Source organism: Vibrio intestinalis, from assembly GCF_025195085.2.
GTDB classification, from domain to species: Bacteria; Pseudomonadota; Gammaproteobacteria; order Enterobacterales; family Vibrionaceae; genus Vibrio; species Vibrio intestinalis.
In genome coordinates this window covers 64,569-79,528 of the sequence record NZ_JANAVY020000011.1, presented here as the reverse complement: position 1 = coordinate 79,528, position 14,960 = coordinate 64,569, and the positions used below count along the sequence as shown (strand labels likewise).

The window sequence follows — 14,960 nt, the reverse complement described above, 5'->3', positions numbered from 1 at the left end:
TAAGGAAAATTCACCGCCTAAAAGCCCAAAATAGCGATAATAATAATACATGTGTGACCTCATCCCACTCTCGACCCAACCTCAATGGCAAACGATTACGCAAGGTCGATTGTTATTTGAGCAAGCATTTATAATGCCAACGGATGCAGAGCAACTTTATGACCAGCTTTTTCATCAAATAGATTGGCAACAACTGTCGATAAAAATGTTCGGTAAAGAGGTATTACAGCCAAGACTGCAAGCATGGTTTGGGGACAGATCTTATCAATACTCAGGGTTAAAACTCTCTCCAGCACCGATTCCCGATTTCCTGCTCCCCATTCAAAAGCGTTGTGAACAAATCTGCGACAGCCGTTTTAATTCTGTGCTGATCAATTTATATCGAAATGGCGAAGATTCTATGGGCTGGCATCAAGATAATGAAGCAGAACTAGGCCGCAACCCTGTGATTGCGTCACTCAGTTTGGGGGCCGAAAGAAAATTTGTACTCAAACACAATCAAACAAGCGAGAAGCTAGCGTATCAACTAAGCAGTGGTAGCTTGTTGGTGATGGCAGGAGAAACACAGCACTTTTGGAAACATGCGCTACCGAAAACCAAACGGGTCAACACGCCGAGAATCAACCTCACATTTAGGTGGATTGAATAATCCTTCATACTTTAACGCGAATATGACTAAGGTTTTACATTAACCCTATTTATATTTGATATGTTCACTTACTCAATTGCACTGTTAGGGATAACCAATGCTTCGCACACTTTTCACTCTTCTGCTCAGTCTCAGCATTGCTAGCACGGCGTTTGGCCAATCAAGCAACCAATACAAAGATGCTGCTGACATTCTAAAGCACACATACGAGAGTGAGCTCTATACCTTATCGGCTTTTAAAGAGGGTCATTATGGATTAAGACTCTACCGCCAAACGCAAGATCCTAAATACACTGCGGCTATTTGGAGTGATTTGGCGCGTGTCGCAAGTCGATTGAATCATTTTGCCGCTGAAGTGAATACGCCAGAGCAAATATACCTCTACTCTGAAAAACGTTTGGCCAAATATGTCGGCGAAACGGACGAGCGTAGCTTAAGACGCTATAACGTCACCAAGCATAATCCGGAGTACCTTTACCTTGGCGTCTCGCTGCTAGGCTCAATGGCTCGTGCAGATGAGTATGGTTTAAAGCATCACCAAGATAACAAGCTTCGCCAAGTGATTCGCCGTTACGATTTTAATCGCTACGCCACTGATCCTGAGATGATTCGTGCGTGGGCGGCACAACTGGCTAATCAAGTATTTTGGCTAAAGCAACTAGGCGAGCAAGATGTGGTTGAGCCATTTATTACCGCTTTTCGTCAAACCTATCCTGACGCAAAAGACAGCAAGCTTTCGACTCAGCAATTCGGCAATAAAATCTACGGTATGACCCACATTATTTTTGCCGATTCCGAATACTATCAACGCCAAGTGAGTGAGAAACAGCACCAATGGATCTATGATTATTTCCGTACCCATATCGACACTATCTTGTTACGCGCTAAAGAAGATGTGATTGCCGAAGTGGGGATCAGTTTCTTACTGGCCGGCCTTGAAGACGACCCCGTGGTAGAGAAAACCCGCGCGGCAATCGCGAAATCAATCAACAAAGAAAAAGGCATGATACCTTCGGTAAGTGGCGACTTTGACCTTAGTTATGGTGAGCACCGCAATGTACTCGCGATCATGTTGCTTGATTGGCAACAAGTAAACCAAGGGCCAAGCATAGATACACATCCTAACGTAATCAAAAGTCTGCCTTATGGATTAATAGCCAAATAGACCTAACACAATTAACGGCAACTAAATTCAAAACGCCCTATACCGTGAATGCTCAGTATAGGGCGTTTTCTTTTAACGCTTGCGATCCATTAGCTGTGCCTTAGTGGTAAATATGCCAAGCAGCGAGGCAATAATATATTCAGTGAGCTAGCAGTCACTATCAAAGCTAAGCCCAATAGCTGATGGCCAGTAAAAGTGACATCAAAAAACAGCAACTGCCAAATCGCCGTAAACAGTAAATTGGTAAAAATCAGCGGTGCCAACTGCGAGCCAGACTGAGCCAAGCGATATGCTTTAGAACGATTAACCTGAGTGGTAATGATCAACAATGACATCGCAACCACCAGCATCGCCAACCAGTATGGATTCAGCTCTGGGTTCCCCTCAAGATTGATCATCTCAAAACCACCTATACCTGAGGCCAATACCAAAGGTATCGCAAACAACGCGGCGATGGCGAAAGTCCAAAAATTAATCTCAAATGCATTCAAACTACTTTTACTAGCACGATACAAACTTAGCTGCGATCCGGCATTAAACAGGCCAGAGGCAAGTCCCACTAATAACTCAGGCCGCATTACCCACTCTTCGCCGTTTGAAGCAAGCAACACAACACCGCCAAAGGTGAGCAGTAAACCAACCATGGTCGAGCCTTTCACGCTTACCCCAAAGATCAGTTTTTCTAACAGCGGAATAAACAAAGGACCAGTGCCAAACAGCACCATACTTTCAACCAAAGTGAGCTGGTTAAGCGAATAGATAAAGCAAGCTTGGCTCGCACCAATACAAAAGGCACGAATCCACAATGGCTTAAGTAACGCACGTTCTGGCACTCGAACTTTTATGCCGAGAAAAAATAGCCATAAGATCACGGCTGGCACTAAAAATCTTAATAAGGTTAATAAATTAGAATCTAGCGATTGAGCTAAAAATTTAGTGGTTAACCCCGTCAGCGAAAGACTAAAGGTCGAGATCAACATAAACAAAATTGGGTACAAATGGCGCGGCATTATTCACCTCCCTTACAACAACGCCATTTTACGATTCTTCGCACAGAAAAAATAACGAGTAATTATTACACTTATTGTAAGTTTGGCTTACAGATTAACTCATGAAAAAACTAGCTCCTCTCAACCATCTATACTCTTTTGTGGCTGTTGCTGAAACCGGCAGTATGACCCAAGCGGCCGAGCAACTCTATGTAAGTCACTCTGCGGTTAGCCAAGCGATAAAGTCTTTAGAAACGCTCTTGGGGCGAACGCTTTTTCAACGACAAGGCAGACGAGTCGTACTCAATGCGGCTGGCCGAAAATACTACAAACAAATCGCCCCTCATCTGGAAGCGATTGTCACCGCGACTCAGCAAATGCAAACCACTCAACCTAGCCAAACCCTTACCCTAAATATGGTCAATTCTTTAGCCATGCACTGGTGGATCCCTCAACTGCATCGTTTCAATCAGTTTGCGCCGCAACTGGACATTCGCTTGTCTAACTTAACAGGCCAATTTTCTATGCAGCAAGAAGGGATTGATGTCGCACTGATCCACGGTGACACGCAAGATTGGCAAGATTACTACTGTGAAAAGCTCGCGCCGGATGAAATCGTCATGGTATGTACGCCAGCAATGGCTAAGCTCGCTAACTCGGCGCAAGAATTGCTCGAGCGCTATCCCGCAATCTACGCAACCAATGACAAGCGTAAGCATGATTGGCAGCTGTGGTGTGAAGCCCATGAAGCGCCATTACCCAAAGCAACTGACAACCTAAGCTTTAGCGCTTCAATTCAAGCGGTGCAAGCGGCTATTCGTCAACTGGGAGTACTCGTTACTCACCGATTATTCATCAATCAAGATGTTCAGCAAGGGCTACTGGTTGAAGTAGGAAAACCGATCATTAACCCGTACCAGAGTTACTACTTCGCGACTCAAAGCGACGCATTAAAAAACGAGAACATCCTTTTACTGCGTAATTGGCTTAGACAAGAATTTAGCGCCAATTTGCCAGCAGAGACACATAGTGAGCTAGGTAACCGTGTCTAAAATTTAAGATGAGCAGATTTCGTCAAATGCCATATTTGAGATTTTCGACCTTAATCCAAAGTTAAATCTGACACACAGACAAATACATGCAAAATTATGATTTAACTCACACTATATTTGCCAACTTCAACTTCAAGCACAGATTTTTCACCTAGACTTAGCCTTACCTATGCGCATAAGGACATATAAGGCATGAGCAATTTTGTCGGACGTCATTTGGAGGAAATGGCGGATATTCGTTCCACCCGAAAATGTAAGTTAGTACTGCTTTGTTCAATGTTGTCATTGATGATTTTGCTGGGTTATAGCGTCGTACACGTCATCAATCAGCAACCTAACTTCGCTATCATTAATGTTATTTGCTCAGTCATCCTTGCAGCCAACCTATGGCATCTCAATAAACATCGCTGCCTCAACTACTCTGATTTAGTTCTGACCGGCGTGCTGATGTTTCAAGGGCTGATGCTACTACTATATAGCGAGCAGTTTACAGACCGCCTGATGTGGATCTTCCCAATTATGGCTGGGGTTATCCTTATTAATGAGTTTCGCTTAGGGTTACTCTTTAGCTGCGTCTTTTGCATGTTAACTCTCGCGGCCACGCTGTTTACTGACGCGCTATTTAACCACTCGCAACCTTTCCAAGAGCGCTTTTTGTTTAGCCTAGTGACTATATGTGTAATTTGTAACACCGCCTCGTACTATTACTCGAAAATGGTTAACTACATACAATCACTTTATCGCGAAGGGATTGAAGACCTCGCCTACCTCGATCAGTTAACGGGGCTTGCGAATCGTTGGAGCTTCGAACAATGGGCAACACAAAAGCTTGCCGAGGTAAGCCATCGCTCAACCACAACCGCCCTAGTGTTTCTCGACATTGATGATTTTAAGGAAATTAACGATACCTTCGGCCATGACGTTGGCGATCAAGTATTACAGCACTTCTCGCAGCGACTAAAGAACAATATTAGAACCAAGAATAGAAAAACCAATACCCACGACTACTCTATTGCCCGTTTTGCTGGTGATGAATTTGTTATCTTGCTGTATGACGTGCGCAGCAAACAAGATCTAGATGGAATATTGAACCGCATTTGTCACCTATTCAGAGATAGTGATTCCAGCTTAAATCGGGTTAGCAACCTTACATTAAGTGTCGGCGCGGCTCTCTACCCACAAGATGCAGACAACCTGCCTGAGCTAACTCGATGCGCAGATAAGGCCATGTATGCAGCAAAACATAATGGCAAAAATCAATTTCAGTATTACGGTGACAGCAAGCAATGTGCGCTAAAAGAATTGGCAGTATCGAACAACGATAATCTGCGTTTGATAAAGAATAATGGAACGGCTAACCAGTCATATACATAAGCCAAAGTAACGACGCCATCACGACAATCGTCCAGATCGCATAGCGAACCGATTTCGCGTTTTTATCGTCTCGTTTGACGACTGGCTTCATCGCTTTGCGTTTGGCGCGCTCAACAAAATTGAGCCTCTCAAACTCTTCTTCCTTAAGCTTTTCATCTCGCGCTCGTTGCGCGCGATTGGCCACTTTACCAAATCGATGCAGTTGATCACCGGTAAAGTCATTCGTTGGGTCATAACGTGGAATCGGCTCCGAGGGCCTTGGTCCAACAGCCATAGTCACCTCCGTGTCGTTAGTCTAAAAGCATGATGAATTACTTTTATTATAGACAATCACACCAACTCAGTTGTTGGATATTTCGTTAGCAAATATCGGTTTAGCCGAAATCTAGCACGTTAAACACCTCAGTGAGTTAGCGGTATGACCGCTCTCTTATTCCCTATAAACAAAAGCGCACTCCCATTGGAGTGCGCTTAATATCTTTATAAACCGAGTGGTCTAACTACAAATATTCACATAGGTAAGCCGTTGCAAGCTCTACCTTTAGGTCGAACGAAGAGTTACCGGTCACGTTGAATGATTCACCATCACGGTAAGTGACCCAATCAGCCTCACCTTCTCTTTTCACCACTAATGCACCTTTCACTACAGTCATTTTCTCTGGCGCTGATGTTCCAAAGGTATATTCACCTGGTGCCATCACACCAATACTAGATTCATCACTTTGTTGGCTAAATCCTAGTGACTGCACGTTTCCTTCAAAATAAACGTTGTGCTTCATTATTTTCTTCCTTGGGCTAACTTAAATTATCTTGGCTGAATTACAGCGCACTCTGTTGTATCCCAAATCTCGACAAGCAACAAGCGAAAACACCATTTACTTTATCAGCCCAACAACAGTATGCATTGAGCCAGTAGCGAGGCTGCAAAATAAATGGCTAAGGCGAGCGATAAAGGCCGAAACTCATCGGGGAATCTAAAATGAGCATAGAAGGATCTATTGTTTTCATCGCTCAACCATTATGCTTGCCTATAATCACGGCACTTGGAAAATTCGGCAGCGGCTAAAACTTCCGTGTAGCCTTACCCGAATTTGAGAAAATATTTTGCGCAGAAGATCATAAATCAGACCTGTGCAATTGCGTTAGCATGGAAACTCTTTCAAGCTGTCGATCCATTAAGCGACTCCTCGCTTAGTGAATAGCAGTACTGGAGTAGGTTGTAGTGGTAGTATATTCCTCGAAAAAGAAGCGAGCATCTCGCTCTGCGATTGCGCTTAATTCTCGATTCGTGCGCGTCGTTTTCGGCTCGCTGCTACTTATCCTCGCCGGTCTGTTTTCCACCATTTTATATGTCAGCTATCAAGACTACGTACACCCTAAACATGTGTACGGAACTTGGATTGAGATAGGCAGCCCGCCCTACGACACCGAAACGTTAATCCTCAATGAACAAGGTGTGCTGAAAAACCAGCGTATGATAGCCACTCAATTTGAGTTTGATGGCAGTCAGGTCTTTGTGCAAACCGGGCAAGGTATGAGTATCTATCAGATGTCAGGAACGCCCAAATCCCCCCAATTGCGTCGTATTCAACCCAATAGCCCAACGCAACGTTTTATTAAGCAAGGCTTCGAACACACGGTTGATATGGAAGGCGGAGGCATTGCGAAGAAACGTCGCGCCGCTCTGAAAAACCATTTCGAAAATAAGTAACGCCAAATTCTCATTATCGCGTCAGACACTTACGGTATATACTCACTCAGTAATTACCGCCTATAAACAGACATAATGATGAACCAATCTGCCAACGTAAATATTGAGAAATTCCTGGCATTGTTCCAACAATCCGATACCAATGTCCTCTTCATCACTGCCGCCAGCTTTGTTGCTTGGATTGTTTGGCGATTGGTGTTTGGCCGCTTGGAATCGTTAGTTGGTCGTACGCCTTTTAAATGGGACGATCTCACCCTTCACGCGCTTAAGACGCCAATCAGTACCTTAATCTGGTGTTGGCCAGCCACCATCTCGCTGGGGTTACTTCTTCAAGAAAACTTTACCTCTAAGCTCAACTGGCTAAGCACTCTTAAACACATACTCATCATCGCGATCTTTGTTTGGATCACGATGAGACTTATCAACAATATCGAAGAGTTTGTGCTTGAGCAGAAAAAACGTGATGAGACCACAGTGCAAGCCATTGCCAAGGTCGCACGACTTTTCTTCATCGTTATCGGTACACTTTCTGTGATGCAGGCCTTTGGTCTTAGCCTATCCGGTCTACTTACTTTTGGTGGTGTCGGTGGCTTGATTGTCGGTTTGGCCGCAAAAGATTTACTGTCGAACTTTTTTGGCGGCATGATGATCTATTTCGATCGCCCATTTAAAGTTGGAGATTGGATACGCTCACCGGATCGCCAAATTGAAGGTACCGTCGAACGAATCGGTTGGCGTATGACCATAATGCGCACGTTTGATAAGCGCCCGCTGTATATCCCAAACTCTGTATTCAGTAATATCGTGGTGGAGAACCCATCGCGAATGTTAAATCGCCGCATCTACGAAAATATTGGCGTCCGCTATGATGACAGCGCAAAAGTGGCACTGATCGTGGAACAAATCAAAACCATGTTAGAGCAACACCCCGATATCGATGCCAACCAAACTCTTATTGTCAATTTCAATGCGTTTGGCCCGTCTTCACTCGATCTACTGGTTTACACCTTTACCAAAACCGTAAACTGGATTCGCTATCACGAAGTGAAACAAGATGTGCTGCTAAAGATTATGCAGATCATTCACGATAATGACGCTGATATCGCCTACCCAACTCAAACCATTAAGTTTGATCCAACCCATGCAGGTGAACCACCAACCATTTTAACGCCCTAGCGAGCGCCTAACATTGAGACAAAAAAAGAGCCTACTGATTGCCGATCAGTAGGCTCTTTTTTAATTCTGAGTGACGGGCTCTTCCCGCTCAATGTTGTCTTCGGTGCGCTGCGCTATCCAATACAGCCATATCATTGCCATGCACATTACAAAGCATAGTAAGAACAACCAGTTAGAGTTAAAGGCTTCTATCATCATGCCACCAGCAAGCGGCCCGACAGCAAAGCCCAATGAATATAACGCCGCCGCACCAAAGTATGAACCACGTAAATGAGGCGGAGCCAAACGGTCGATCTGCACATTAAGAGTTGGGAACGCAATCACCTCACCCAAGCTGATCACAAAACAAGCAACCGCCCAACCAATAGGAAAATCTGCTGGGGTCAGCATAAATCCGATTTGTGCAATCCCCATCAAGGCCATACCAATACGCGTACGCGTGAAAAGCGGTAGAGGCTCTAACCATTTCAACATTGGGAATTGGAAAATAACGATGGTTAAAGTGTTCACCAATACTAAACCCGCAACGATCTGCTCAGCAATATCTGGTGACGTTCTCACAATCACTTGCGGCAATGAAGACTCTAACTGCGCATAGATAAACATCATCAGAAAGTTGGCAATCAGCAATAGCAAAAAGATTCTGTCGCGGCTAATCACCTTCATGGTCGCGCGAAAATTGGGTAGCTGAGAGCGGTCAGGAGCTTGATGGTGGCCTTTTCGCTCGACGCCAAAGGCAATAAACAGTGCGTAGCCAAGAAAGCTCGCGCCAACAAAATAGAACAGACTTTGTGGGTGCAGTAATCCAACGGTAATGCCAATCAAAGGGCCAACCGCTCCGCCTAGGTTAATAATAAAGTAACGAATGTTGAGCGCGAGTTCTCTGTCTTTCAAATCCGGTAAGCTATCACTAATCACCGCCTTTGAAGGCGCTTCGATCATTGGCCTCATTAAACCAGCCAAAATCACTAGCACGTAGAACTGCCAGATTTCGACCGCCAGCGCGATACCAGAATAAGCCACACTCGCTAGTAAGCAACCAGCCAGCATCACCACTTTTCGGCCAAACTTATCCGATAGATAGCCGGAATAAAGCCCGGTAATCGATGCAACGAGTGCGGAGGCAGCCAGCATTCCGCCCACTTCGACCGCGCTCGCGCCGTAGTCTTTGTACAAAAAGACAATCAAAAATGGCCAAGCCATGAAGTAACTGGTTCGGGTCAGTAACACACCGCCAAACACTGTCCATACGGATACGTTAAACCGCGTTACCCGCTGCCATTGAAACAAACTCTGCTCTTTATCCATAAGCAACCTCTTCCCTGAACATTCAACCAGTATATGAACCTAAAAGCAGAAAGATAGTATTTATAAATTGCGCCTAACAAAAAAGCCTGCATTTGCAGGCTCTTTAAGACAAATTTAATGAAATTAGTCAGTTACATTATCTAGTTGTCGTAGCTCAGTTGTAAATTGGCTAGACTAATCTCTGGCTCTTGCCACCAGAATGCAGTGGTAATCTCTGAATTTAACTCAAAAGACTGCCCCACCATTGGCGTCACCAATTTTGCGCCACTTTTTTCGGCTTCAGAGATGAGATCCGTCATTGGCTCATCCCATTTATGAGCAAACAGTTCGTAGGTTGACCAGTGGACTGGCATCAACTGTTTCGCGCCCAAATCGAGAAAAGCTTGCATCGTGTGTTTGGCCTGCATGTGTCCCCAATTTTCTACTGGGAAACCTTTGTCCTCTTTCACATTGGCGGCAACTTCAATAAACGCAATATCAAACGGCCCTAAACGGTCACCGATCTGTTTAAAGTGCGTATCGTAAGCGCTGTCACCACTGTAGAACAATGATCCATTGTCACCTTTAATCGCCCATGAAGCCCAAAGCGTTTGGTTTGAATCAAACCCTGTTCTGCCTGAATTGTGGTTAGCAGGCGCGGCAGTCAATTGAATTGAGCCTAATTGAGCAGACTCCCACCAATCGAGTTCCGTCACCATTTGTGGATCAATGCCCCAACCTTCAAGGTGTTTACCCACGCCCAGTGGCACATAAAAACGCACCGCTTTATCGGCGTAATAACGAACCGTTGATTCTTCCAAATGGTCGTAGTGATCATGGGAAATCACAATCGCGTCTGGCAATGGTAGTGACTCCCGAGCTATCGGCGCTGCCACATTGCGCGAAAACAGCTTCTGCGCTAACCACGGAGAAGCGTAATCGAATACAGGGTCAACCAACAGCTTTTGCTGATCCAGTTCAATAAACAAGCTTGAATGCCCTAACCATGTTACTCGCGGCGCATCATGAGGTTGCTCAAAGCGCTTTTCATCAATAGCAATAAATGGCAATGCTTGTTGCGGCTTAAGGTTAGAACGCTCAAAAAAGAATTTGTACATCACTGACGACATCTTTTCTGGGCTTTCAACGCTTGGCATACGAGAAATCACTTTGCCGTCAAGGAACTGCGGTGACTGCGCAATACGCTCTGCTCGAACCTGCTGGCTGCGTTGCCTAGTCTCATTGTGCTGAGCGTGACTGTAAAGATTAAAACCAACTGCGCCCAATAAGGACACCACTGATGCTTTCACAAGATTACTCATTTTCATGCCTATTCGCTATTCAAGAAAGTAAACGATGGTGTATACTTTAGATTCCGATTCATTAAAAGTAAACACCATCGTTTACTTTTAATTAGCGTGGAAGCATAGCATGGTAAAAAGAAGCGATATAAAACAAGAAGATATCATCAAATCTGCCATTGAAGTTTTTTCTCAAAAAGGCTTCGAACAAGCAAGTATGGAAGGTATTTCTAAACATGCGGGCGTTTCTAAACGCACCCTATACAAATACTACCCAAACAAAGATGCTCTGTTTGAAGTGATTGTAGACAAGCTAATGTGTCGATTTGATGACCAATGCGAGCTTAAATTTGATCCTTCTGTGTCAGTGGCTGAGCAACTTACCGAGCTAACCTTGAAACAGATGTGTTACATCAACAAAGAAGATTTCCAAGTGACCGCTCGTTTGGTAATGGCGGAGTGTATTCGAAGCCAAGAAACCTCGCGCATTCTGATGGAGAAATTCGCAGCAATTGAAGATTGCTACGGCATGCATCAGTGGGTCAAACAAGGGATTGAAGCTGGCGCACTCAAAATCGATGATGTGCCTATGGCGATAGAGCAGTACATTGGTAGCATCAAGGCCGTGGTATTTTGGCCACAACTGCTTGGCCATTTAGCGCCACCAAGTTGTGAACAACTTAATGCCGCCATCAATCATGCGGTAAGCACATTTATTGCAGCGTATCAGGTTAAGCGCTGATCCAGTTCAAATTATTCCTTCGTTGTGTACCAGTGTGATAACACACTGGTCACCCATTGCCTTCCTAACCCTAACTATCCGACTACATTTCCGCTGTTCTGCGTGAGTAACATTCCGATTATCAAGATTGCATAAATTGGCATTTTTGTTGTGTGAAGCACGCAAAAAAAACCAATTCTATTCAGAGTAACAATAGGTTTATCCCTACACAAAACAAGGAGTTATTATGCTCTATTTTGAATTCCTGTTCTTGTTACTCATGCTCTATATCGGTTCACGCTTTGGTGGTATCGGCCTTGGTGTTGTTTCTGGTATTGGCTTAGTAATTGAGGTGTTCATCTTTAAGATGCCACCGAGTTCTCCACCTGTCACAGTCATGCTGATTATTTTGGCCGTTGTAACCTGTGCTTCGATTCTTGAGGCGGCTGGTGGCTTAAAATACATGCTGCAAGTTGCCGAGCGATTACTGCGTAAGAACCCGAAGCGCGTTACCTTGATTGCCCCTTTTGTTACTTATTCAATGACTTTTTTATTGGGTACAGGCCATGCGGTCTACTCCATTATGCCTATCATTGGTGACGTGGCGCTAAAAAATGGTATTCGTCCAGAGCGCCCAATGGCCTCAGCTTCCGTCGCATCGCAATTGGCCATTACCGCGTCGCCAATTTCTGCCGCGGTGGTGTATTACCTTGCTCAGCTAGCTGACATTCAGCACACCATTACGCTAATGTCGATTTTGTTAGTGACGGTTCCTGCAACGCTATTTGGTACTTTGCTACTTTCCCTTTACAGCCTTAAGCGTGGTAAAGAGCTAAAAGACGATCCTGACTACCAAGCAAGACTGCAAGATCCTGAGTGGAAAAAACGCATCGAAAACACCACAGCAACCTCACTTGATGAAGTGCTGCCGACATCAGCGCGTAACTCTGTGCTTATCTTCCTCGCCTCGATCGTCTGTATTGTTATCATCGCAATGGTGCCAGAAATTCGAACCATCGTAGATGGCGAAAAGCCGATTAAGATGTCGATCATCATCCAAATGATGATGCTCTGCTTCGGTGGTGTGATCTTGTTGGCAACCAAAACTGACCCACGAGACGTACCAAATGGCGTGGTATTCAAATCCGGTATGGTGGCGGCGATTGCAATCTTCGGTATCGCTTGGATGTCGGATACTTACTTTAAATATGCGATGCCTCAGTTTAAATCTGGCATTGTCGAAATGGTTACCCAATACCCATGGACGTTCGCATTAGCGCTATTTATCGTATCCGTTGTGGTGAACTCGCAAGCGGCAACGGCACGTATGATGTTGCCTGTAGGTTTGGGCCTTGGGTTAGAGCCAGCACTACTGATTGGCTTGATGCCTGCGGTATACGGCTACTTCTTCATCCCGAACTACCCATCAGACATCGCTACAGTAAACTTTGATGTCTCCGGCACAACCAAAATCGGTAAATGGTACTTTAACCACTCATTCATGTCGGTCGGTTTGATTGGTGTGGTCGGTGCCTGCGCACTCGGTTACTTCCTTGCCCAAGTCATTATTGGCTAACTCAATAGCCCCTTAACAACGGCTAAAATAAAGACGCGGATACTTGCTGAGTATCCGCGTTTTTTATTTGCAAGCGATTAAGAGACGTCGTGGTTCTCGGCACTATCGACTTGCTGTGATTGCTGTTTCTCGACCCATTGGTCAAATGCCTTCACCTCTGCAAGAAACTGCGCTTTGTCTTTTTTACTGATTGAAGTAGCCAAAGGTAAATCCGCTTTCATTGCATTAACCGCTTTGTTTCTCACTAGCACTTCATAGTGCAAATGTGGGCCAGTTAGCCTGCCTGTAGCGCCTGCCAACGCGATTTTCTGTCCTCGCTTAACTTGCTGACCTTTTTTAACTAAAAAACGGTGCAAGTGCAGATAGCGGGTTTTGTATACGCTGTTGTGCTCAATCACCAAATACTTACCAGCGTATGGGTGATTACGCACAGCGATCACCTTACCATCCCCCGTTGAATAGACCGGAGCACCAACTGGTGTGGCAAAGTCAGTACCATTGTGAGGAGAGATTCTTCCCGTAACAGGATGCTTTCGCTTAGGGTTAAACGATGAAGTGATACGGCGATACTTTGGGGCAATCGGATAACGATCAAAAGCTTGTTCTAAACTGTTGCCCTCTCGGTCGTAAAATCGGCCATCTTTGGCCAAAAATGCGGCCACTTCTTTGCGGCCAAGTTGAAGAGAGATCGCTTTAATTTCGTTGTTTCCAGTTAGATGGTCACCCAAATATTGCTCACTGACCAACACGTTAAAACCATCGCCTAAACGAAAATCTCGTTTAAAGTCGACCTTATCGCGCAGCACCCGCGTGATATTTGCAATCTGAGTAGGGTTCAGCCCTTGCTTGTAAGCTGAAACAGAAAAGCTACCAGCCACTTTTCCTGAATAAAGCTTCTGCTGCCATTTGCCCTGCTCTTCATGAAATTTGTAAGCAAAACTGCCATCATCGCGCTGAGTAAACACCGCGCGTTCAACGATGCTCTGGTGATAAGTCAGCTGCAACAATTTTTGCTTGTCTCGATCAATCACTAGCTCAAGGCTATCGCCCGGTTTAATCGTATCAAGCTTTAATGATTCTAGATCGGCTTCTAGCAAACTTTGTAACGTTGGATATGACAGCCCCCACGATGAAAAAATCGTACTCAACGTATCGCCAATCTTAACCAAATAGTGCACTCGTGCCACATCGCTGAGATCGGCTGGCTCAGCTTGTTGGGTTGGCTGGCTTTCACTTTCCAAAGAGAGTGAGTCACTCGGCTGATAAGGCGTCACCTTAATCTTTATCGGCTCTTTTTCGGGTGTGGGGGAGTAAATGGAAAGTATGGCCGCTAAAGAAAAAGCAATGATCGCTATAGCCGCTAAAAGAAGTCGAACACGTTTCATGGAAATAACAGATTAAATCGAAAGAAATTGTTATAACATAACAATTGCTGGGTATGAACAGTGAAAAGTAAAATGTCTGTTTGTATTGACTCAATCCTCGTTGCTGAGAATCCTAATGTTCAAGTAACCCAGTGACTTAGTCGATATAAAAATAGTAAAACTGATCAAGCAACCAACGCTCATTTACTTTAGATGCACGGCAAGCCATTTGCTTGTTTACAAACACTATAGAGTGATTAGAGCGCAGTACCACCTGCGCGTCTATTTCAAAACAGTGTTGCAATTGTCGGCGCAATTCTGGCTGTATACTCAATTGTTCAATAAAGGCTATCTGAGAGAGGTCACCACCGGGGCGATCAATTGTCTTATCTAGGAACTGAGGCAAACAAGTGGGGTAGTTCGTCAATGTTAAACATGCGCGAGTTTGGGCAAAGTAACGCTGAAAACTGTCACTAGATGGCTGAGTTTCCGCTTGAACATGAAAGCAGCTGAAAAGTAATACTAAGACAATACTGATTATCTGAGCGAGCATGGCTTCCTTCATTTGAGGCGAATCAACATGCCGTTAGCCTAA

Annotated in this window: 15 protein-coding genes; 8 read left to right on the top strand and 7 right to left on the bottom strand. The window is 44.8% G+C overall.

Annotated features, from left to right (window positions below; all coding sequences use genetic code 11):
- Positions 1-49 precede the first annotated feature (49 nt).
- Complete coding sequence (locus MU515_RS14255; protein ID WP_260261084.1) at positions 50-649, top strand: alpha-ketoglutarate-dependent dioxygenase AlkB family protein; 600 nt, start codon at positions 50-52, stop codon at positions 647-649.
- A 97-nt stretch (positions 650-746) separates the two neighbouring features.
- Positions 747-1,814: a DUF3541 domain-containing protein gene (locus tag MU515_RS14250; RefSeq protein WP_260261083.1), complete on the top strand. Its 1,068-nt coding sequence runs from the start codon at positions 747-749 to the stop codon at positions 1,812-1,814.
- Between the two features lie 89 nt (positions 1,815-1,903).
- Here MU515_RS14250 and MU515_RS14245 read toward each other — a convergent pair whose 3' ends face one another.
- On the bottom strand, positions 1,904-2,824 hold the full coding sequence (locus MU515_RS14245; protein WP_260261082.1) for a DMT family transporter: 921 nt from the start codon (positions 2,822-2,824) through the stop codon (positions 1,904-1,906).
- 101 nt (positions 2,825-2,925) lie between these two features.
- Here MU515_RS14245 and MU515_RS14240 point away from each other — a divergent pair, with 101 nt between their 5' ends.
- Positions 2,926-3,855 (top strand): LysR substrate-binding domain-containing protein, encoded by a 930-nt coding sequence (locus MU515_RS14240; protein ID WP_260261081.1) that lies wholly within the window; start codon positions 2,926-2,928, stop codon positions 3,853-3,855.
- Between the two features lie 192 nt (positions 3,856-4,047).
- Positions 4,048-5,229: a GGDEF domain-containing protein gene (locus MU515_RS14235; RefSeq protein WP_260261080.1), complete on the top strand. Its 1,182-nt coding sequence runs from the start codon at positions 4,048-4,050 to the stop codon at positions 5,227-5,229.
- Here the strand turns inward: MU515_RS14235 and MU515_RS14230 are convergent.
- Together MU515_RS14230 and ppnP are read right to left on the bottom strand one after the other, a co-directional pair.
- On the bottom strand, positions 5,210-5,503 hold the full coding sequence (locus MU515_RS14230) for a hypothetical protein (RefSeq protein ID WP_260261079.1): 294 nt from the start codon (positions 5,501-5,503) through the stop codon (positions 5,210-5,212). The genes MU515_RS14235 and MU515_RS14230 overlap by 20 nt on opposite strands.
- 226 nt (positions 5,504-5,729) lie before the next feature.
- Complete coding sequence (gene ppnP / locus MU515_RS14225; protein ID WP_260261119.1) at positions 5,730-6,011, bottom strand: pyrimidine/purine nucleoside phosphorylase; 282 nt, start codon at positions 6,009-6,011, stop codon at positions 5,730-5,732.
- 506 nt (positions 6,012-6,517) lie between these two features.
- Here ppnP and MU515_RS14220 point away from each other — a divergent pair.
- A complete protein-coding gene (locus tag MU515_RS14220) occupies positions 6,518-6,940 on the top strand; it encodes a DUF2850 domain-containing protein (RefSeq protein WP_432816153.1) in 423 nt (140 codons plus the stop codon).
- A gap of 78 nt (positions 6,941-7,018) precedes the next feature.
- Positions 7,019-8,116, top strand: coding sequence for a mechanosensitive ion channel family protein (locus MU515_RS14215; RefSeq protein WP_260261117.1), 1,098 nt, complete (start codon positions 7,019-7,021; stop codon positions 8,114-8,116).
- A 60-nt stretch (positions 8,117-8,176) separates the two neighbouring features.
- On the opposite strand, the gene MU515_RS14210 is transcribed toward MU515_RS14215, so the two are convergent.
- Positions 8,177-9,424, bottom strand: coding sequence for an MDR family MFS transporter (locus MU515_RS14210; protein WP_260261078.1), 1,248 nt, complete (start codon positions 9,422-9,424; stop codon positions 8,177-8,179).
- Positions 9,425-9,564: 140 nt separating this feature from the next.
- Positions 9,565-10,725, bottom strand: a complete 1,161-nt coding sequence (locus MU515_RS14205) for an MBL fold metallo-hydrolase (RefSeq protein WP_432816150.1) — start codon at positions 10,723-10,725, stop codon at positions 9,565-9,567.
- Between the two features lie 109 nt (positions 10,726-10,834).
- Between MU515_RS14205 and MU515_RS14200 the strand changes: the two genes are divergently transcribed.
- Positions 10,835-11,446: a TetR/AcrR family transcriptional regulator gene (locus MU515_RS14200; protein ID WP_260261076.1), complete on the top strand. Its 612-nt coding sequence runs from the start codon at positions 10,835-10,837 to the stop codon at positions 11,444-11,446.
- A gap of 226 nt (positions 11,447-11,672) precedes the next feature.
- Entirely contained in the window at positions 11,673-13,001 is a 1,329-nt protein-coding gene (locus MU515_RS14195) for an anaerobic C4-dicarboxylate transporter (protein WP_260261075.1), read from the top strand.
- A 77-nt stretch (positions 13,002-13,078) separates the two neighbouring features.
- Here MU515_RS14195 and MU515_RS14190 read toward each other — a convergent pair whose 3' ends face one another.
- Positions 13,079-14,386, bottom strand: coding sequence for a peptidoglycan DD-metalloendopeptidase family protein (locus MU515_RS14190; RefSeq protein WP_260261074.1), 1,308 nt, complete (start codon positions 14,384-14,386; stop codon positions 13,079-13,081).
- A gap of 136 nt (positions 14,387-14,522) precedes the next feature.
- Complete coding sequence (locus MU515_RS14185; RefSeq protein WP_260261073.1) at positions 14,523-14,918, bottom strand: hypothetical protein; 396 nt, start codon at positions 14,916-14,918, stop codon at positions 14,523-14,525.
- Between the last annotated feature and the right edge of the window lie 42 nt (positions 14,919-14,960).